This is a genomic window from Chryseobacterium sp. FH2, assembly GCF_001045455.1.
In the GTDB taxonomy this organism is placed as follows: domain Bacteria; phylum Bacteroidota; class Bacteroidia; order Flavobacteriales; family Weeksellaceae; genus Chryseobacterium.
Window position 1 is genome coordinate 205,143 of record NZ_LFNE01000010.1, and the last position, 19,724, is coordinate 224,866.

19 protein-coding genes are annotated in these 19,724 nt (G+C 32.0%); 12 read left to right on the forward strand and 7 right to left on the reverse strand.

Annotated features, from left to right (window positions below; all coding sequences use genetic code 11):
* The first annotated feature begins 12 nt into the window (after positions 1-12).
* The 6 genes from ACM39_RS15450 to ACM39_RS15475 all read left to right on the forward strand — a co-directional run bounded on the left by ACM39_RS15450 (position 13) and on the right by ACM39_RS15475 (position 6,627).
* Complete coding sequence (locus ACM39_RS15450; RefSeq protein WP_048511934.1) at positions 13-969, forward strand: hypothetical protein; 957 nt, start codon at positions 13-15, stop codon at positions 967-969.
* A 90-nt stretch (positions 970-1,059) separates the two neighbouring features.
* Positions 1,060-2,052: a hypothetical protein gene (locus ACM39_RS15455; RefSeq protein ID WP_048511935.1), complete on the forward strand. Its 993-nt coding sequence runs from the start codon at positions 1,060-1,062 to the stop codon at positions 2,050-2,052.
* 1 nt (position 2,053) lies between these two features.
* On the forward strand, positions 2,054-3,334 hold the full coding sequence (locus ACM39_RS15460; protein WP_048511936.1) for a glycosyltransferase family 4 protein: 1,281 nt from the start codon (positions 2,054-2,056) through the stop codon (positions 3,332-3,334).
* Between the two features lie 87 nt (positions 3,335-3,421).
* Entirely contained in the window at positions 3,422-4,669 is a 1,248-nt protein-coding gene (locus ACM39_RS15465) for a glycosyltransferase family 4 protein (RefSeq protein WP_048511937.1), read from the forward strand.
* Positions 4,669-5,808, forward strand: coding sequence for a glycosyltransferase family 4 protein (locus ACM39_RS15470; RefSeq protein WP_048511938.1), 1,140 nt, complete (start codon positions 4,669-4,671; stop codon positions 5,806-5,808). Before ACM39_RS15465 ends, ACM39_RS15470 begins: the two co-directional genes overlap by 1 nt.
* Positions 5,809-5,814: 6 nt before the next feature.
* Positions 5,815-6,627, forward strand: a complete 813-nt coding sequence (locus ACM39_RS15475; protein ID WP_048511939.1) for a DUF6492 family protein — start codon at positions 5,815-5,817, stop codon at positions 6,625-6,627.
* A 68-nt stretch (positions 6,628-6,695) separates the two neighbouring features.
* Here the strand turns inward: ACM39_RS15475 and ACM39_RS19115 are convergent, their stop codons facing one another.
* Together ACM39_RS19115 and ACM39_RS15480 are read right to left on the reverse strand one after the other, a co-directional pair.
* Complete coding sequence (locus ACM39_RS19115; RefSeq protein WP_131701468.1) at positions 6,696-6,878, reverse strand: hypothetical protein; 183 nt, start codon at positions 6,876-6,878, stop codon at positions 6,696-6,698.
* Positions 6,879-7,192: 314 nt separating this feature from the next.
* Positions 7,193-7,537 (reverse strand): phosphomannose isomerase type II C-terminal cupin domain, encoded by a 345-nt coding sequence (locus tag ACM39_RS15480; RefSeq protein WP_048511940.1) that lies wholly within the window; start codon positions 7,535-7,537, stop codon positions 7,193-7,195.
* A gap of 101 nt (positions 7,538-7,638) precedes the next feature.
* Here ACM39_RS15480 and ACM39_RS15485 point away from each other — a divergent pair, with 101 nt between their 5' ends.
* The 4 genes from ACM39_RS15485 to ACM39_RS15500 are packed head-to-tail and all read left to right on the forward strand — an operon-like array spanning position 7,639 to position 11,482.
* Positions 7,639-8,553 carry a hypothetical protein gene (locus ACM39_RS15485; RefSeq protein ID WP_048511941.1) on the forward strand — a complete coding sequence of 305 codons (915 nt, stop codon included), beginning with the start codon at positions 7,639-7,641 and terminating at the stop codon, positions 8,551-8,553.
* 53 nt (positions 8,554-8,606) lie between these two features.
* The gene (gene gltX / locus ACM39_RS15490; RefSeq protein WP_048511942.1) at positions 8,607-10,112 is read left to right on the forward strand and encodes a glutamate--tRNA ligase; all 1,506 of its coding nucleotides are present in this window, start codon (positions 8,607-8,609) and stop codon (positions 10,110-10,112) included.
* A gap of 48 nt (positions 10,113-10,160) precedes the next feature.
* Entirely contained in the window at positions 10,161-11,117 is a 957-nt protein-coding gene (locus ACM39_RS15495) for an acetyl-CoA carboxylase carboxyltransferase subunit alpha (RefSeq protein WP_048511943.1), read from the forward strand.
* A gap of 8 nt (positions 11,118-11,125) precedes the next feature.
* Entirely contained in the window at positions 11,126-11,482 is a 357-nt protein-coding gene (locus ACM39_RS15500) for a helix-turn-helix transcriptional regulator (protein WP_048511944.1), read from the forward strand.
* Positions 11,483-11,825: 343 nt separating this feature from the next.
* Here ACM39_RS15500 and ACM39_RS15505 read toward each other — a convergent pair whose 3' ends face one another.
* The 5 genes from ACM39_RS15505 to ACM39_RS15525 form a co-directional block, all read right to left on the reverse strand.
* Positions 11,826-12,113: a hypothetical protein gene (locus ACM39_RS15505; RefSeq protein ID WP_048511945.1), complete on the reverse strand. Its 288-nt coding sequence runs from the start codon at positions 12,111-12,113 to the stop codon at positions 11,826-11,828.
* Positions 12,114-12,150: 37 nt separating this feature from the next.
* On the reverse strand, positions 12,151-12,927 hold the full coding sequence (locus ACM39_RS15510; RefSeq protein WP_082140620.1) for a GLPGLI family protein: 777 nt from the start codon (positions 12,925-12,927) through the stop codon (positions 12,151-12,153).
* A 177-nt stretch (positions 12,928-13,104) separates the two neighbouring features.
* Positions 13,105-13,908, reverse strand: coding sequence for a GLPGLI family protein (locus ACM39_RS15515; RefSeq protein ID WP_082140621.1), 804 nt, complete (start codon positions 13,906-13,908; stop codon positions 13,105-13,107).
* Between the two features lie 12 nt (positions 13,909-13,920).
* Complete coding sequence (locus tag ACM39_RS15520; RefSeq protein WP_048511948.1) at positions 13,921-14,187, reverse strand: hypothetical protein; 267 nt, start codon at positions 14,185-14,187, stop codon at positions 13,921-13,923.
* Between the two features lie 270 nt (positions 14,188-14,457).
* Positions 14,458-15,174, reverse strand: coding sequence for a DUF6759 domain-containing protein (locus ACM39_RS15525; protein WP_048511949.1), 717 nt, complete (start codon positions 15,172-15,174; stop codon positions 14,458-14,460).
* A gap of 146 nt (positions 15,175-15,320) precedes the next feature.
* Here ACM39_RS15525 and tsf point away from each other — a divergent pair, with 146 nt between their 5' ends.
* Positions 15,321-16,148, forward strand: coding sequence for a translation elongation factor Ts (gene tsf, locus ACM39_RS15530; RefSeq protein ID WP_048511950.1), 828 nt, complete (start codon positions 15,321-15,323; stop codon positions 16,146-16,148).
* 195 nt (positions 16,149-16,343) lie between these two features.
* Positions 16,344-19,688 (forward strand): T9SS type B sorting domain-containing protein, encoded by a 3,345-nt coding sequence (locus ACM39_RS15535; protein WP_048511951.1) that lies wholly within the window; start codon positions 16,344-16,346, stop codon positions 19,686-19,688.
* Positions 19,689-19,724: the final 36 nt, after the last annotated feature.

Genomic DNA, 19,724 nt, shown 5'->3' on the forward strand with positions numbered 1-19,724 from the left:
TAGAAAGATAGAATGCAGAAAAACAAAAAGCTCATACTTCTAATCACCTACGATAATTGGGGATACAACCAATACATTGCTGATGCTCTGGAGAGAAAATCATATGAAGTAAAACATATTAATTTCCATAGCTTCCGTTATACATATCCTAGCTTCCAACATAAAGCACTTAATTTTTTCACAAAAAATTTGGGAATTTCTAATCTTAAACATATTCATTATAATGAAATTATTTTGAATGAAATTAAGGATATTAAGTCAATAGACACCAGTATTTACATAAAAGCAGACTTTTTATCTCAACAAACGATAGAAGCTATTAATAAAAAATCACGTAAATCAGTTTTCATAATCAGTGATTCTATTAACAGGTATCCGAAAACAAAGAATATACTTTCTCTTTTTGATAAGGTTTTTTCTTTTGAAAAAAAGGACTGCAAAAAATATAATTTAAGCTTTAAAACAAATTTTATTTATAAAACTGTTGATAAAATACCAACGGAGTACAAATATAAAGTATTCAATATCAGCTCATACGATAAAAGGTTTCCTATTCTAAAGAAAATAGCCGAAGCTTTATATAAAATGAAAGTAAAAAGTAAAATAATTATTTTTACGAAAAAGGAAAATAAAGAACCTTATATAGAATTTTCAAAATGTACATTATCTATTACGGAGATTAATGATTTTTTGGAACAGTCAGAGATAATGCTTGATGTAAACAGAAGCAGACAACAAGGTTTGAGCTTCAGAGTTTTTGAAAGTATGGGATTAAAGAAAAAATTGATAACTACCAATAAAGATATCGTAACCTACGATTTTTATAGTCCTGAAAATATCTTTGTCATTGAAGATATTGACAATATCAGTATCCCTGAATCTTTCTTCGAAACGCCTTATATTGAAATCCCAAAAGATATCTTTAATAAATACCTGATAGATAACTGGGTAAATGAATTGATTGATTAATATATTGTAATTTTGAAAATTAAATGGTATTATAGCGCTTGGTAATTGATGAAATATTTTCAAAAACCTATTTTTTAATTCATTTTCTTTATGATTTCGTATAAAAATACTTCCAAAATCATCATATTCTGTCCCCCAAGAAAAGTCACAGGCGGTCCGGAAGCATTGCACCAATTATCAAATAAACTGTATCAGCTGGATTATAAAAATGTGTTTATGCATTATATTCCTAAAAGAAATAATGCAAAGCCAAAAAATTATGATATTTATAAAACCCAGGAAATAAATACTATTGAAGACAGCCCGGAAAACATTCTGATAATTCCGGAATCTATGACATTTTTGATAAAAAAATATCCTCTCAGTCAAAAAATAATATGGTGGCTGAGTGTTGATTTTTACAAAATCTTAATGGATTACAGAATAAGGAAACAAAGCTTTTTTACAAAATTATTTTATAACCAAGATGATAGGGAATATCATTTTGAGCAACTTCCCAATGTCTTCCAATGGGCACAATCATATAGATCCGGTGTTTATTTAAAACAACATCATATTCCGGAAAGTAAGATAGATTATGTATGCGATTATATAAATCCTATCTTTTTAGAGAATAGTCAGCCTATACAAAAAGATCTGTCTAACAAAACTATATTATATAACCCTAAAAAAGGAAAAAAAGAAATATCAGGATTAATTAAAAACTCACCCGAATTGACATGGATTCCTATTCAAAACATGAATGCCAGTCAAATAAAGGATTTAATGGCAAAATCACTGTTATATGTTGATTTTGGGGAGAATCCGGGAAGAGATAAAATGTTGAGAGAATCTGTTTCCCAAGGCTGTTGTATTGTTTCAGGAAGAAATGGTTCCTCTGCTTATTATGAAGACCTTATGATTCCCGAAGAATATAAATTTGATTTCAGCGAGAATAAAATTCCTGAAATTTTAGAAAAAATAAAAGATGTTTTGGAGAATTATCCGCAACATATTTCTCAGTTTAAAGTTTATAAAGATGTAGTTTTGGGCGAAGAGGCCTTATTTGAAAAAAAATTAAAGGAAATTTTTAGAATTGATTGATATGGACAATAATAAAGAAGTATTTGGTGTAAATATGTCTGGCTTTTTTAATGCAGAAATTGGATTTGGAGAAGCTATCCGCAGCAATTTGAATGCATTGAAAAAAGTAGGTGTTCCCGCTAAACCAATTAATTTCAATTTAAATGTTAGAAATCGTCTTAATGATACTTCCGTAAGTTTTGATGACAATGTCAACAATTATCCCGTTAATATTGTACACCTGAATATGGATGCTATTCTAAGCTTTCTTCAGGAAAAATCTTCAGATTATTTCAAAGGAAAATATAATATTGGATATTGGGCCTGGGAAATGGAAGAGTTTCCTGATATATATGCTGAATATTTCAAATTTTACGATGAAATATGGACTTGCTCCAGGTATTGTTTAGATTCAATGTCATTAAAATCACCTATTCCGGTTGTGAATATTCCCCATCCGATTGATATTAAAACAGAAGATATCGATACCAATTTTGAAACGGGAATACCGGATGACTGTTTTAATTTTTTATTTGTTTTTGATTATAACAGTTTAATTGAACGAAAAAATCCTGTAGGATTAATCGATGCTTATGAAAAGGCATTTGGGATAAATAATCAAAAGGTAAAACTTATATTAAAGACATCGCTTTCTAATCAGCACTCAAAATCTAAAAGAAAAGTTGTTGAAAGAATTGGAGATAACAAAAGCATCATCTACAAAGAAGAAATGCTTCGCAGACCCGAATTACTAGCATTAATCAATAAGGCCGACTGCTATATCTCACTGCACCGCTCTGAAGGGTTTGGGCTTACTATGGCAGAAGCTATGGCTCTTGGAAAACCTGTAATTGCAACCGGTTATTCGGGAAATTTAGACTTTACAAATACAAATAACTCTTTCCTTGTTAAGTATAAAATGGTAAAGCATGAGGTTGATTTAAGCGTTCTTCCTAAAAATAATTATTGGTCTGAACCCAATACAGATCATGCAGCCGAATTAATGAAATTTGTATTTGAAAATCAAGATCAGGCATTTGAAATAGGAAAAAAAGCAAAAGAAGACATACAAACTTATTTTTCCTTAGAGGCCATAGGAACACGAATGAAAACAAGATTGGATATTATTGAAAAAACAATCTTATCAGAAAGAGATGACTTTGAAGCCAAAAATAATTTATTAAAAATAGTAAGCGAAAACAAGATTTTAGAAAAAAGAGTCAAATATCTAGAAAAAGGGTTTTATAATAAAGCAAGAAAAAAAGTAAACGAAATTTTAAAAAAAATAAAAGGCAGAAGTTAATCCCGGAAGAGAATGATTACCATTGTTCGTTTATTTTAAAGCTTAATAATGAATGAATTATCTTAATTAAAGTGCTTATAATTTTATATGAAAGATAAAATTGCTATAGTTGTCCAGAGATATGGTTTAGAGATAAATGGAGGAGCTGAGCTTCATGCACGGTTGCTTGCTGAAAAGTTATCTGCTATTTACGATGTTGAAATTATAACAACTTGTGCAGTAGAATATGAATTTTGGGATAACCATTATCCTGAAGGAATTGAAATTATAAACAATATTAAAGTAAGAAGGTTTAAAACTTCAAAAAAAGATTTAAAAAGATTTAATCAACTTAGCAAAATAGTCCGTAACTTATATAAATATAATAACCGGAAATTAAATATTTTAAATTTTCCTTATTTACTTTATAAAAGGATAAAATACAATAAAAAAACATTCAATTTTAATGAATGGCTGGAAACACAAGGCCCATTTTCTATTGATTTAATTCATTTTATAAAAGCAAAAAAAGGAGATTATAAGGCTTTTATTTTTTTCACCTATTTATACCATCCCACTAATTTCGGAATCAAAGAGGTTGCTGAAAAAAGCATTCTCATTCCAACAGCTCACGACGAGCCTCAATTCTATCTTGACGGTTACGCATTACTATTCTCTTCGCCAAAATTTATTGTGTATAATACGCAGACTGAAAAAGATTTTGTAGAAAAGGTATATCCTCAAGCAAAAAACACAAAATCAGAGATTGCGGGAATTGGGTTTGACGATTATGATGCTACTGTCAGCAAACTCCCTGAATATCTTTCTCCTAAAAAATATTTTATCTATATCGGAAGAATTGTCGAGGACAAAGGTTGTGTGATGATGATTGAATATTTTAAAAACTTCAAAAAACTACATCCGGAATACCAAGATATAAAGCTAGTGTTGGTTGGCAACAATTCTCTTGATAAAAAATTTACCGAAGGTGACGATATTATCTTAGCCGGATTTGTAGATCACATCTTAAAAAACACTTTGCTGACAAATGCTGCTGCACTTATAATGCCATCATTTTATGAAAGCCTGTCATTAATAACATTAGAATCGATGTTATTGAAAATCCCTGTAATTGTAAACAGAAAATGTGACGTTCTGTACTCTCATATTAAAAAAAGTGAAACTGGGAAAAGTTTTACTAACAGCACAGAGTTTTCTCAAGCTCTCACTTTTTATATGAAACAAACACAGGATGATATAATTTTAGAAGGTGATAAAGCAAAAGATTATGTTTTGAAAAATTATTCATGGAATACTATAATAACCAAATTCAATTCAGCTATTAAATCAATGTAATGTCAAAAAAAATTCTATTTTTTTTCCCGGAAAATCCGTTTTCTAATAGAGCGGGAAATGTGACAAGGGCAAAAAGTACGCTCTCTATTTTAAAAAAATTGGGACATCAAATTGATTTGGTAGGAGTCAGACATATCTATAATGATATGCAGGATACTATTGAGGTTGATAGAAATATAGTTGATAATTTATTTTTCATTACTCCAAGACCTCCTAAGAAAAAAACATCAATAGAATATTGGAAGTATAAAATCTTAAAATCTTATAAAAAGACAAATCAATCTAATCCTTCTTTAACAAACTTTATCAAGAAAGAATTCAAAGATATTTTTGCTAAGAAAAAATATGATGTAATTATCATTAATTATGAATTTTGGGCCGGATTATTAGATGACTCGATGAAAAACAGCACAAAAATCATAGATACTCATGACTGGATTACATTAAATGAGTTTTACAAAAATAAATCATTAGACATTGGTAAGCGATTTAATGAGGAAATAAACAATCTTTCCAAGTTTAATAAAGTAGTTACCATTTCAAATGATGAATATTTTATTTTCAAAAGTTTCTTTGGGGATAAAGTAATTAATATCCCTCCAAGCTTCCCAGAAAATCTTTCTTATGAAAATGAGGAAAAACACTATGACCTTATTTTCACAGGCTCTGATAATCCTTTTAATATAGAAGGAATCGGCTGGTTTTTAGAGAAAGTTTTGCCCTTACTTCCTGCAACAGTAAAAATATGTGTAATAGGAAGAGTTTGTAAATATATTCCAAAGCATAAAAATATAAGAAAAATCGATTTTGCAGAAGATCTGAAAGTTTATTATAAACAAAGCAAAATTGCTATCTGCCCGATGTTGAGAGGAACTGGTATAAAAATAAAAGTTGTTGAAGCACTTTCTTTTGGATTACCTGTTGTAGGGAATGAAAAAGCTTTTGACGGCTTTTCTCAAAAAATAGCAAATGGTTGCTGTACTGCATATAATGAAAATGATTTTGCAGAAATGATTATAAAACTTCTCTCTAATCAAACAGAATACCAGAAGTTAGCGGTGGAAGCTGTAGATTTTTTTAAAAGTAATTTTTCTGAAAATAAGATAACAAAGCTTTGGGAAAGCATAATAAACAACTAATAGCCAATGCATTCTTTAATTTTATTTATTAAGACATATAGGCCTGATTTTGATAGGGTAAAAAATCTTATTGAATCAATAGAAAAGTACAATAAAGATGAAATTCCAGTCATTATTTCTGTTAATGATGAAGATTTTGATTTTTTTAAAAGCGAATTTAAAGATTATAATCTTTATAAAGATTCTGATATCATTACAGCAAATAATACTGATGGATGGAGGTATCAACAGATAATCAAATCTCATGTATACCGATTGGATATTTGCAAAAATTATTTATGTATCGACTCTGACTCAGAATTTATTAAAGATTTTTATTATTCAGATTTCCTTTATGATGACGAAACCCCTTATACAATAATGCATGAATCCAAGCCGTTTTTAGAAACCATGGAAAATATAGGACTCGACTCTGAAAATATTTTTTTTAAGGAAGCTTTAAGAACTACTCGTACTCTATTCGGAAATAAAGGTAAGGAATGGGATTATGGACCTTCTCCTTATTTATGGAGCTGCAAGGTTTGGAATCATTTTATAGAAGTATATCTAAAACAACGTAATAAAACCTTTATAGATTTCTTTAATGAAATTGATGCAGTAACATCTCCTTCTGAATGTGTAATTTATGGAGAATATCTTTTAAAAAGCAAACTTATAGACATTTATCCTATTGAAGGTTTTTTTAAAGTATATCATTATGAAAAACAATATATATTAGAAAAAAAGTTTCACAATATTGATAAATTAAAAAAAATGTACTTAGGTATTATTTTTCAGAGTAATTGGAAAAAGAAAACAAAAAGATTTAAACTATTTTAATATTTATAAACAATTAATTGGCAGGATAAGCATAAAATGTCATACCTTTCATTCACCCATTTACACCTTCACCTACAGTAAATAGGTAAATTATCTACATTATAATAATGATCACTATTATTAGTATTCCAATATTGATAAATCGGAACACTTCCGACTTTCTGATATGAATAAGCATAGAATAAAATGCCATTGTTTTTACATTCACCACCTACTGTACTAGCATTAGCTGTTGAATAATAAAGTTCCATTTGAAGAAGCCCAGTTTAATCCATCATTTGAGAGAACAGTAGAGCTTTCATATCTCGTAGTATTAGTATCTGCACCGGCTACTCCAACATTATTTTGTCTAGGATAATTCCCATTCGCAAGAACATTAATAGTCCCAATATCGGTCAGATAATCTGTGCCCCATATAACCTTTATTATTGTTTGATAGAGACTCTATATTTTCAGCGAATAACTCTCTTCTTGTTTTGAGCAAAAAAGCGAAAAGAATAGAAGCAAAAGCAATGACAAATTTTGCTTATTTATTATGAATTGACATTCTTAGTCTATGAATGCTTTATTCTCTATCATACTCATCCTCAATCCTCACAATATCATCCTCACCAAAATAAGTCCCGGTCTGCACTTCAATAAAAACAACAGGTTTGTCAGAAAGGTTCATCATTCTGTGTTTTGCTCCTAATGGAATAAAAATACTCTCACCATAAGCTAATTTGATTTCTTTATCATCTAAAACAACAGTTGCATCACCCTCAATCACAGTCCATTGCTCTTGTCTTTTGTGGTGATATTGATAAGATAATTTCTGACCAGGATTTACCTCAATTCTCTTTAGCTTATAGTTTGGTTCATCAGCTAAAACATAATACTTTCCCCAAGGTCTCTCTCCTATTTCTAACATATCTGTAACTTTTTATTGATAACAAAAATAAAATTAAATTTTATAAATAAATTGTAATTTAGGAAAAAAATAAGACCTTTGCTAATTCCAAATTTTTTCAAATGAAAATCAGTGCATTCAGCTATGTCAGAAATGGCTTTACCTATGGAGTTCCTTTCATAGAATCAATCAAATCAGTTCTTCCTTTATGTAGCGAATTTGTAATTGCTGTGGGAGATTCTACAGACGGAACAAGGGAAGCTATTGAAAATATTGGAGATCCAAAAATCAAAATCATTGACACAGTTTGGGATGATTCTATGACCAAAGGAGGTAAAATATTTGCTCAACAATGCAATATCGCATTCACTAATATTTCAAAACCAACAGATTGGGTGATTCATATTCAGGCAGATGAAGTGCTACATGAAAATGACTATCCTTTAATCTTAAAAAAAATAGAGGAAGCCAATCAATATAAAGAAATTGAAGGATTACTTCAGCCTTTCATTCATTTTTGGGGAGATTACAACAGTATTCGCAACAGCAGAAGAGTCCATAAAAATGAAATACGAATTTTCAAATACAATCCGAATATAAGGGCTTACATAGATTCTCAGGGATTCAGAAAATTCAATTCTGTCGAAAATTATGAAAATGGCTTTGAAAAAGGTGAAAAACTGAGAGTATTAGCGTTAAATGCACCTGTATACCATTACAGTTCTGTGAAATCTAAAAGAACCATGTCTCTAAAGGCTAATAATTTTGTATACTATTATGGTCATACTGAAAAGAAATTAGAGAAAGCCCCAAAAGATGAATTCAATTATAATACAGTAGACAGAGTTACAAAATTCAAAGGAAGCCACCCAAAAGTAATGGCAGAAGCTATTGCCAACTATGATTTTGTTTTTAATCATGACACTTCTCAGGCTGTCTGGAAAAAGAAAGATAAATATCTGCAACCGATAGAAGATTTATTAAATATCCGTTTTGGAGAATATAAAAACTATATTCTTATCAAAAATCCAAAATAGAATTCTTTTTTTACAAGAAACTCTATTTAAATTTGCATCATTAAGATATAATTATGAGTAAAATCCGTGTGCGTTTTGCACCAAGTCCCACAGGACCTTTGCATTTAGGAGGCGTAAGGACCGCATTATATGATTACCTTTTCGCTAAAAATCAGGGAGGTGAATTTGTATTAAGAATAGAAGATACTGATACCGCAAGATATGTAGAAGGCGCTGAAGAATATATTGAAGAAGCTTTGGAATGGTGTGGAATCATCGCTGACGAAAGTCCTAAAAAAGGGGGCAGATTTGCTCCTTACAGGCAATCTGAAAGAAGAGATATTTATGACAGATATACGGAGCAGATCCTAAAAACAGATTATGCTTATATCGCTTTTGATACAGCGGAAGAATTGGATGCCATTCGTGCTGAATATGAAGCTAAGGGAGATGTTTTCTCTTATGACAACAGAACAAGAAACCGTTTAAGAAACAGCATTGCACTTTCTGAAGAGGAGGTTCAAAAATTATTGGCAGAAAAAACACCTTACGTTGTAAGATTCAAAATGCCGGTTGACAGAACATTAAATCTTGAAGACATTATTCGCGGAAAATCGTCAGTGAATACCAATACTTTAGATGATAAAGTATTGGTAAAAAATGACGGAATGCCGACTTACCATTTTGCCAATATCATCGATGATCACGAAATGGAAATTTCTCACGTTATTCGTGGCGAAGAATGGTTGCCGTCTTTAGGCCTGCATACTTTATTGTATGAAGCAATGGGTTGGGAAGCGCCACAGTTTGCGCACCTCTCGCTAATTTTAAAACCGGAAGGAAAAGGAAAATTAAGCAAAAGAGACGGCGACAAATTCGGTTTTCCTGTTTTCCCGTTGAATTTCACGGATCCAGCAACCGGAAATATTTCTCAAGGGTACAGAGAAAGCGGTTATCTTCCGGAAGCATTCATCAATATGGTTGCTCTTCTGGGCTGGTCGCCTGCTGATGATAAAGAAATTTTATCGTTAGATGAGATGGCCAAAGAATTTGATTTAAATAAAGTTCACAAAGCAGGAGCAAGATTCAACAAAGAAAAAGCAGAATGGTTTAACCATCAGTATATTCAGATGAAATCTGACGAAGAGCTGCTACAACTTCTAAAAAATTCTGATTTAAATATACATATTGAAGACGAAAAGCTTTTAAGAATCGTTCATTTGATGAAAGAAAGAGCTACTTTCCCGAACGATATTTATGAAAACGGAAGGTTTTTCTTCGAAGCACCGGCTTCCTATGATGAAAAAGCATCAAAAAAAGCATGGAACGATGAAACTTCAGCAATTTTAGGAGATCTTATCTTAAAATTAGAACTTGCAGATTTTAAAGCCGAAACTTTAAAACAAACAATGCATGAGCTGGCCGAAGAAAAAGGTTTAGGAATGGGTAAAGTGATGATGCCGCTACGTTTAGCTTTAGTAGGAGAATTGAAGGGACCGGATGTTCCGGATATCCTGGAAATCCTTGGAAAACAAGAAAGTATCACCAGAATAAACAATGCCATAAATAATTTTAAATAGGTTCTCATAATTTTTCATAAATTTGAAAGATTTAATTTACTTCAAGAAATGGAATATTTAAGTTTCGAACTTCCTATAAAAGAACTAGTAGATCAACTTCAGACATGTTCTTTGGTAGGAGAAGAAAGTGGTGTTGATGTAAAATTAGCATGCAGCCAAATAGAGGATAAAATCATAGAAAAGAAAAAAGAAATCTATGGCAATCTTACACCTTGGCAGAGAGTACAACTATCTCGTCACCCGAATCGTCCTTACGCATTCGATTATATCAAAGGGATCGCAGATAAAGGAAGTTTTTTAGAACTTCACGGAGACAGAAATTTTGCTGATGATCCGGCAATGGTAGGTGGATTAGCCACTCTTGACGGTCAGAGAGTAATGATTATAGGAACCCAAAAAGGGAGAACAACTAAAGAAAGACAACACAGAAGATTCGGGATGCCAAATCCTGAAGGATACAGAAAAGCTTTAAGATTAATGAAACTTGCTGAAAAATTCCAGATCCCCGTGGTGACTTTAGTTGATACACCGGGAGCTTATCCGGGATTGGAAGCCGAGGAAAGAGGACAAGGTGAAGCTATTGCGAGAAATATTTTCGAAATGGTACAGCTAAAAACACCAATCTTCACATACATCATTGGTGAAGGAGCAAGTGGCGGAGCATTGGGAATTGGTGTGGGAAATAAAGTTTATATGCTTGAAAATACCTGGTATACTGTAATTGCACCTGAAAGCTGCTCATCAATCCTTTGGAGAAACTGGGATCACAAAGAAGATGCTGCCAATGCATTGAATCTTACTCCAAAAGATGCTTTAAGAGAGAAATTCATTGATGGAATCATTGAGGAACCACTTGGAGGAGCACACTACGATCCTGAGATTGCTTATCTGAACTTAAAGACTTCTATTTTACAGAATATCAAAGCTTTCTCAAAATTCACAGGAAAAGAGCTTGAAACCCAAAGACAGGATAAATTCATCGCAATGGGCCAGTTTAAAGGATAAAAATAATTATGGGAATAGGCACAAATCTTAAAAGATTAAGAAACAAAACTAAACTTTCTCAGCAAGAAATTGCAGACAGGTTAAATATTGATAGAGTTACTTATATCAATTGGGAAAACGAAACTTTTGATGTAAAATCTCAATATATTCCCAAATTAGCGGAAATTCTTGATGTGGAAATCTCTGATCTTTTTAAAGATGACCAGAAAATTCAGGTTACCAATAATATTGAAAACAAGGATAAAACTGGTGCAGGAGGTGTTGGAGTGCAAAAAGGAAAAGTCATAATAAATATGATAATTACTGATGAGTCATCCGCCATAAAATTTAGCGAACAATTAGAAAAGCTTATCAATCAGAAATAATTTTTTCATTGATTTGACTTAAAGATAAAAATAAAAGCCTTGCAAATTTTGCAAGGCTTTTATTATATCAACCATATTCAATATATAGTTGTGGTTCTTTTATTCTTTTTGATTGAATTGCTCTGCTCTTCTTTTTTCATTAGGCTCATAGAAGATCATTCCGATGAGCTCATACAAGGCATTGAAATAGCTTCTATTTTATTTTGCTATTCATAAAAGTAGAAATTCTTGTTCAGACTTGGTTGAAAAGATAAATAATAAAACACAAGTAATGTTTTCATAAAAATACTAAAAGCAGAACGAAACCATTCATGCCTTTTAATTGAGATAAACAAATTTAACCCTAACAATCTCCGTAAGTTGAATTTACAGCAAAAGCTAATTCTCTAATAAATCCAGCGCTCCCATCTGCATTATTCGATTGAAAAAATACAGTATTGGTTCCTCCACAAGCATTGGTATATGAAACAGACCACCACTGAATAAGTAAGGCTAATACATTTTTTTGTTCTTTTGTAAGCTCTTTCATTACAGAAATTTTTTCTTGTCTAACTTCAGTTTTTAGTTCTTTTTTATTAGCAAATGTAAACGCTGAAAAGGCTAATGCTCCGATAAAAAATAATTTTTTCATAGTTGAATTTTTAAAATTAAAGTATTGTATTGTTATTTTAATCAAGAAAAGTATTGATACGTTTTATTCTATCCGTCATACTTTTAGTCTTATCATTACCGTTTCCGTCTAAAAGTCTTATATTTCCATTATACATAGAAGGATTTTCATGGTAATTTTTTCTTGCTTCTAAGAACTGTTTTTTAGATTTAGTTTTGACATCATCTCCATAATTTAATGGTTCTATAACTTCATCAGATTTCTTAATATCAGTTGCATAGATTTCAATAGTTTTATTTTTATTATAAACCTCCAGAATCAATCCAGAAAGCCCTTTAAAACGAAACGGACCATCAGGAATAGCAATATCATTTGTAAACCATGCAAAAAAAGAATCACCTGTATCAGTGATGGTTTTAGCCAAACGGCTTTTAAAACCTTTAATGTCCCTGGTATCATCAAGAATTTCCCATTTCAATTTAGGTTCTTCAAAAGTAAAAATGTATTTCCCAACGGGTAAAGAAACCCATAATTTTTCATTTGATTTATAAACGCTTCCAACAGATTTAGGATATTTGGGAATTGCTCCGTAACTTGTATTTATTGTTTGGGATGAAATCCCATTATAAAATGCTTTAGCTTCCTTGCTGTAATAAACTGATTCTATATTATTGCATGCTAAAACCGAAGCGAAAATATTTATTTTGTCCCTATTTAAGCTATCTGAAATAATTTTTGTTTCATAATTTATTTCCATAACTGCCCTATTATTTTGGGCGGAAAAAAGAAGAAAATTCAAAATAAAACCCAACATATATATTAATTTACTTTTCATATAAACACTATTTTAACAGGATTGTCGGTTCAATATTATTTATCTCATAACCATTATAAAAGAAATTTCACAAATTTTGCTATATCTTTATAACACATTGAAAATCAAAAAAAATTAATAAGTCATTATAAAAAGAAACTATCTCAAAAATATTGAGATAGCTTTAATCTTTCCTTATTACTTTAATTCTATTGGATTATTACTTTTTCTATTAATATTTCGTTGAATATCTGCTTTATCTTTAACCAAAAAAGTTATTCCTTGATTCTCTATATTATTAACATAGTTATTTTTTAAATTCATGCTGGATTCAAAAAATTCTTTTCTTGAAATTTCTTTATAATTATTGAAGGTATCATCATAAAAAATTGAATAATCTTTATTTAGCTGTACTTCTATTAAAGAAAAGTTATATTGATTTTTCGTGTCATATAGCTGAATAATCATTCCTGGTAAACCTTTAAATTTATAAGGCCCCTCAGATATTGGAATTTCGTCGGTATACCACGCAATCCAAGTTCTACCCCCATAATTTGTAATAGCTTCACTACAATTGTAAATATCAATTTTTTTCTTTTCTCCTGTTAATTTCCAATTAAAAGAAATCTTTTCATTATATTTTAATCCATATGAATATACTTTCTCATAATAAATGACATTGTTATTTTCTTTATATAAAGAATATCTAAATGAACTTTTAGGAAGTTTCATAATATTTCCTGTAGCAGTAGCCAATCCTTGTCCACTTGCAGCCATCATTCTTATATTTTGAAATCCAAATTTATAATTGTTACTTACAAAGCACGATTTATTTCCCAAGATTTGCAGATCAAAATCTTCTTGTTTCCTACTATTAGTATCCATTGAATCGGAAAGATAAGTCAGTCTATAAGTAAAGATTTTCATACCATCGCTTTTTAAATTTTGTGATTTAAAAAAGCAAATATTTAAAAGAAATATTATATAAAGAAGTAATCGCATAGTCTTAATAAATTACCCACAAACATTACTATCATTTTCCCATACAGCCATTAAAATTTCTATGGTACTGTATCCACAGGCAAAGCTCGGCCATCCACATGATAAAGTATAAGAAATACAATTAAACTGTGTTTGTTGCTGAATTCCTTGTCTATCTTTACATTCTATTTTTTGTTCTCGATCCTTTTTAGGCTCTTCAATTTTGTAAGTAATGGATGTTGTTTTTGCACTTACTAATCCTGCAACTGTGAAAGCTGCTAATAAAATAATTTTTTTCATAATTGTATAAAATTTATCTGTTTATTGTTTCACAAACATAAGAATAAAAGTCTCATCATTATTGTAAAAGAAATTCAACAAATTTTGTTGTGCTTTTACAACATTTTACAAATCAAACAATTACAATTAAAAAAATCAACTATTCTATCCTTATACATTGATAAAAACATCCTAATCAATTGTAAGTGTTAAAAATTTATTTCAATTATTTTTCAAATAAAAAAGGTTAAGAAAATTTCTTAACCTTTTTACATATCGTTTAGTTTTAATCTAGTCATCTCTTAGATTCAATTCAATTTCGATATCCTTTCTGATATTCTTTAATGAAGAATATTTGGCATCACAGACCATTGTTGTCAAAACATATTCTCCTTTATCAATCAAAATAAAATTTTGCCCATTTGCGGGAACATCGAGATTGTAGTATTTTTTTCCGGAGATTTTTACAATTAAATTACATTTTGATCTGTTCTTAATATTGATGTAAGCTTCCTTGTCCATCGGATCATTATTAAACATATGCGTCAGCATCGCAGCAGTTTTTTTATTTTTTTCGCTAGGTTCAGATTTTTTACTTGTATTTCCTACACTTGCATAATTTACCGTCCTTTCCGGAGCTGAAGCTGTAGATGAGGATACCGGTTTGGCATTTGAAGCAATCGTTTTAGTATCTTTTGATTCATTTTTTACAATTTTTGCCACCTCTTCTCTGTTAAGCGGAGTAATGGTAGGTTTGGCTTCAGGAGAATTATCTGCCATAATTATTTCAATCAGTTTCTTTTTAAAATAATCTGTTTTGGCATGTCCCGGATTTTGTTTTAAAAACCCGGCAATGATTCTGGCTTCTTTCGTACTCTCGGCATCTTGCTCAGTATAGATAATAAGTGTCTCTTTTTCAGCAACAGCCTTAGATTTTGATTTTTTCTTCTTTTGCGAAAAGCCTAGAGTAAAAATGCATAAAAATATAAGGAGAAAGATTTTTTTCATCAATCAATTATTTAAAAATTTATTAAATATACAAATAACGCAAAAAGTCATTTTTTAGTTTGTCATTAAAATCATTATCTTTGCACTGCTTTAAAATTAAGCTAAAAATTAATACTAACCTTACAATAAAAAAATAAATAGATATTATGTCTTATACACCAGTTGCTGCAGACGTAGCGAAATTAAGAAACCAAACAGGTGCAGGTATGATGGACTGCAAAAAAGCTTTAGTTGAAGCTGAAGGAGATTTCGAAAAAGCGGTAGATATCCTTAGAAAAAAAGGACAGAAAGTTGCAGCTAACAGAGCTGACAGAGAGTCTTCTGAAGGTGCTGTAATCGCTAGAGTAAACGAAGATAACACTTTAGGTGCTATCATCTCTCTAAACTGTGAGACTGACTTTGTTGCTAAAAACGAAGCTTTCATTGAGCTGGCTTACGAAATTGCTGAAATGGCTGTTTTTGCTGCTACCAAAGAAGAGCTTTTAGCTACAGATTTCCACGGAATCACTGTTGCTGAGAAATTAATCGAGCAAACAGGTGTTATCGGTGAAAAAATTGAAATTGGTGCTTTCGAAAGAATCGAAGGTCCTTTCCTGGGAGCTTACATCCACGCCGGAAACAAAATCGCTGCTATCACAGCTCTTTCTGCTAAAGTAGACGGAGGTGACGAAGCTGCAAAATCTGTTTCTATGCAGGTTGCTGCGATGAACCCAATCGCTCTTGACGAAACTTCAGTTTCTCAGGAGACTATCGACAAAGAATTGGAAATCGAAAGAGAACTTTTAGTAAAAGAAGGTAAGCCTGAGAATATTATTGAAAATATCCTTAAAGGTAAAATGCAGAGATTCTACAAAGACAACACTTTGGTACACCAGTCTTTCATCAAAGATAATGGTATCTCAGTTGCTGACTATGTAAAATCTGTAAGCGGAGACCTTAAAGTAACAGGATTTATAAGAGTAAGCTTAGCTTAATCAATCTTTCAGACAAATACCAGTCCCGATGAAAAAAATTCATCGGGACTTTTTATTTCACCAAATATGAAAACACATCCATTATTAACAAATTATTAAATATTTAACAATTCTGGCTTTTAAGCAAACTCAAGGTAAATATTATATAAAAATTTGGTTATTAATACTTACATTTGCAGCCCCTTATTAAAAAGCATGAAAAAATTTCTACTAACTATTTGTACTTTTCTTTGTTTATTTGCTAATGCACAATTAGATACAGAACATTGGTTTGCTCCAATGTCTGCAAAAGCAGGAATCAATGGCCTTGAAGGTTACCTGTACCTTTCAACAGACGAAACTACTCCGTTTCCTGTACAAATTTTTAATAATAATACACTTTTTACAACCGTAAACGTAAGTAAAGGAAATCCCGCACAGGTAATTATTCCCAATCAGTTTATGATTACGGCCACTCAGTCACAATTATTTACTCAAAATAATATGGGATTGAATGTGAAGGGAACTAAAAAGTTCTTTGCTAATTACAGGTTCTCTCTTTCCAATCATGCTGAAATTCTTACTTCAAAAGGTGCAGCAGGTCTAGGAACCACTTTTTTCGCAGGAGTAGCACCTATTTCAGGCTCTGAAGATCACATGAGTGCAACTATCGGTGTTACTGCAACTGAAGATAATACGACTGTTACAATTTCAGGATATAATCCGAATATTACTTTTTCAGACGGTATTTCTTCTCCTACGAGAACATTTACCATTAATAAAGGGAAATCATACATTTTAGATGTTGTAAGTTCTTGGTCTAATATCAATAGAACAGGTTTGGTAGGGGCTAAAATTGTAGCAACTAAACCAATTTCTGTTACCAACGGAAATTTCAACGGAGCCTACACAAGTGTAAATCTTACCAATAATGATGTTCTGATGGATCAGGCTGTGCCTGTGGACAGATTAGGAAAAGATTTCGTGGTGGTAAAAGGTAACGGAACGGTTACCTCTCAAATGGAAACGGCACTTATCATCGCAACAGAAAATAATACCCAGGTTACTTTTAACGGAACAGGAGCTACAACCAACCTTAATGCAGGGCAATATTATTTAGTTCCGTCCGCAAGATATATCAATCAGGGAAATGGTCATTACAATATGAATATTTCCGCTTCAAAAAACGTTTATGTCTATCAATTATTATCAGGAGCAACCAACGGAAACGAATATGCGTCAGGGGGGATGAATTTTATTCCACCGTTGAGTTGTTTTATGCCTAATAAAATTGAAGAAATCGGGTATATTAACAGAATTGGCGGACAAACCTTCGCTACAAGATTGAATATTATCACACAATCCGGGGCCACGGTAACACTGAACGGAAATGCCATTGCAACAGCAAACGGACCATATCCGGTAACAGGAAATCCAAATTGGGTAAGTTACTCGATTCAAAACGTAACCGGAAATATCACGGTAAATTCTAACAAGGCCATGACGGCAGGAATTGCAGCCGGTAGTGGTGCAGTGGGCTATGGAGGATATTTTGCAGGATTTTCTTCAGTCCCGGCAATTACAAAAACAGGAGACTGTTATGCCGGAGTTTTACTTCAGGTAGATAATAATTATGATGCCTATCAATGGTATTTTAATGGAAATCCTATTCCCGGAGCGACATCTTTTTCTATTAACCCTGAACTATACGGAGCCGGAGCTTATACTTGTTCAGTTACGAAAAATAATTGTGAAACGAGATTAACAGCGGTATACAATTACACATTGTGCCCTCCAATTTCCACAACAACTTACACTCTCGGTTCTTGTGGAACAAAAGTCATTACGCCTACTTTTACAAATTCAACACAAACTATCGTTCCATCACTTACAAGTATCATTTCTCAGCCTACTTCAGGAACAGCAACCGTAAACCCTACAACAGGACAAATTACTTATACTCCGAATGCAGGAATTACAGCTAATACTACAGATACTTTTGTTTATTATATTCAAGGAAATGGAAATCCCTTTGCTTTTGAATATTTTAAAATAGTCATCAATATAGATGTTTTGCAGGTCAATAATGTATCTTTAACATCTTGTACCAATGCAAACGGAAACGGAACTTATAACCTGACTTCAGCAAACCTTTCTCCCAATACAGGAACAACGGTTACTTATTTTACAAACTCAAACTTAACTGGGCAGATCTCAACTCCTACAGCGTACACGGGACCGGCAGGGACTATTTACGCTAATGTAGCCTCGGCTTACGGATGTTCAAACGTAGCCCAGATTACCTTGTCTTTAAGTCCTTCTCCCAATATTAACACTGCTGCCTTTAATGCAAATATTTGTGATGATAATTTTGATGGAATTGTAGCGGTGAATTTCGCCAATGTTACTCCTCAAATTGTAACAAACCCCGCAAACTTTAACGTAAGATATTATTTAAGCCAGGCCGATGCGAATGTTGGAAACAACAATACACTTCCCGTAAACTGGAACTTCAATACAAATACAACCGTATATGTGAGAGTAGATACTACGACAGGAGACTGCCCTACCGTTTTCGGTCAAATCAACTTTGCTATTGGAAATAAAATAACATTACTTACAAATACTGCCAATGTGGATGTTTGTGATAATGACCTTACCGGTTCTGAAAGTGTAAATCTTAATGATTATAAAGCCTTATTTACAGCAGAGCCAAATGTAACTTTAACATTCTACACCACTCTTGCCAATGCACAAAATGCAACCAATGCAATTGCCGCGACACAGGTTATTAACTCAAACAGCACATATTTTATACGATTTACAAGCTCTAGTTCATGTCCGAACGTAGGTACTTTAAATATTATTTTTAAATCTCCAAAAAAATCTAATACACTTCATGATCAGGTAATTTGTTCGGATGAACAAGTACTTTTGGACGCAGGAGCAGGTTTTACAACCTACAAATGGAGTACAGGAGCAATAACGCAAACTATCACCGCAGGAGTCGGAAACTATTATGTAGATTTAGGCTTAAATGGCTGTGTCTATCGTCAATATGTAAATGTAAATACAGCCCAGGCTCCGACTATTACCAAAATTGATGTCGTGGGAACTACTGCTACCGTTTATGTTACCGGAGGAACACCTCCTTACAGATATTCCCTAAACGGAATTGATTATCAACCATCTAACGTTTTCATAGGATTACCAAGAGGAACTCATAAAGTATATGTTTTGGGAGCAGACGGATGCTCGCCTGTGACTAAAGAATTTTTAGTATTAAATCTCGTAAACGCCATTACTCCAAACGGAGACGGAATAAATGATGTGTTAAATTATTCTGATTTAAGGATAAAAGAAAATGTCAGTATCGAAGTGGTTGACAGATACGGAGCAGTTGTTTATAAATCTGCAGATAAAAAATATATCTGGGACGGAAAACCGGGCGGAAGAACTCTTCCTACGGCAGCATATTGGTATGTAATCAGGTGGACAGAGCCTGATACGAAATTACCAGTTTCGTATTCAGGATGGGTTTTAGTAAAGAATCGTGAGTAATTTTTTCATATTCTTTGCATTTTTTTAAAAACATCT

Coding starts and splice junctions, on each gene's coding strand:
- ACM39_RS15455 (WP_048511935.1), top strand. CDS start 1,060: ATGATTTCGTATAAAAATACTTCCAAAATCATCATATTCTGTCCCCCA.
- ACM39_RS19115 (WP_131701468.1), bottom strand. CDS start 6,878: ATGGAACTTTATTATTCAACAGCTAATGCTAGTACAGTAGGTGGTGAA.
- ACM39_RS15505 (WP_048511945.1), bottom strand. CDS start 12,113: ATGAAAAAATTATTTTTTATCGGAGCATTAGCCTTTTCAGCGTTTACA.
- gltX (WP_048511942.1), top strand. CDS start 8,607: ATGAGTAAAATCCGTGTGCGTTTTGCACCAAGTCCCACAGGACCTTTG.
- ACM39_RS15535 (WP_048511951.1), top strand. CDS start 16,344: ATGAAAAAATTTCTACTAACTATTTGTACTTTTCTTTGTTTATTTGCT.
- ACM39_RS15525 (WP_048511949.1), bottom strand. CDS start 15,174: ATGAAAAAAATCTTTCTCCTTATATTTTTATGCATTTTTACTCTAGGC.
- ACM39_RS15495 (WP_048511943.1), top strand. CDS start 10,161: ATGGAATATTTAAGTTTCGAACTTCCTATAAAAGAACTAGTAGATCAA.
- ACM39_RS15460 (WP_048511936.1), top strand. CDS start 2,054: ATGGACAATAATAAAGAAGTATTTGGTGTAAATATGTCTGGCTTTTTT.
- ACM39_RS15465 (WP_048511937.1), top strand. CDS start 3,422: ATGAAAGATAAAATTGCTATAGTTGTCCAGAGATATGGTTTAGAGATA.
- ACM39_RS15450 (WP_048511934.1), top strand. CDS start 13: ATGCAGAAAAACAAAAAGCTCATACTTCTAATCACCTACGATAATTGG.
- ACM39_RS15515 (WP_082140621.1), bottom strand. CDS start 13,908: ATGCGATTACTTCTTTATATAATATTTCTTTTAAATATTTGCTTTTTT.
- ACM39_RS15500 (WP_048511944.1), top strand. CDS start 11,126: ATGGGAATAGGCACAAATCTTAAAAGATTAAGAAACAAAACTAAACTT.
- ACM39_RS15475 (WP_048511939.1), top strand. CDS start 5,815: ATGCATTCTTTAATTTTATTTATTAAGACATATAGGCCTGATTTTGAT.
- ACM39_RS15510 (WP_082140620.1), bottom strand. CDS start 12,927: ATGAAAAGTAAATTAATATATATGTTGGGTTTTATTTTGAATTTTCTT.
- ACM39_RS15520 (WP_048511948.1), bottom strand. CDS start 14,187: ATGAAAAAAATTATTTTATTAGCAGCTTTCACAGTTGCAGGATTAGTA.
- ACM39_RS15470 (WP_048511938.1), top strand. CDS start 4,669: ATGTCAAAAAAAATTCTATTTTTTTTCCCGGAAAATCCGTTTTCTAAT.
- ACM39_RS15480 (WP_048511940.1), bottom strand. CDS start 7,537: ATGTTAGAAATAGGAGAGAGACCTTGGGGAAAGTATTATGTTTTAGCT.
- tsf (WP_048511950.1), top strand. CDS start 15,321: ATGTCTTATACACCAGTTGCTGCAGACGTAGCGAAATTAAGAAACCAA.
- ACM39_RS15485 (WP_048511941.1), top strand. CDS start 7,639: ATGAAAATCAGTGCATTCAGCTATGTCAGAAATGGCTTTACCTATGGA.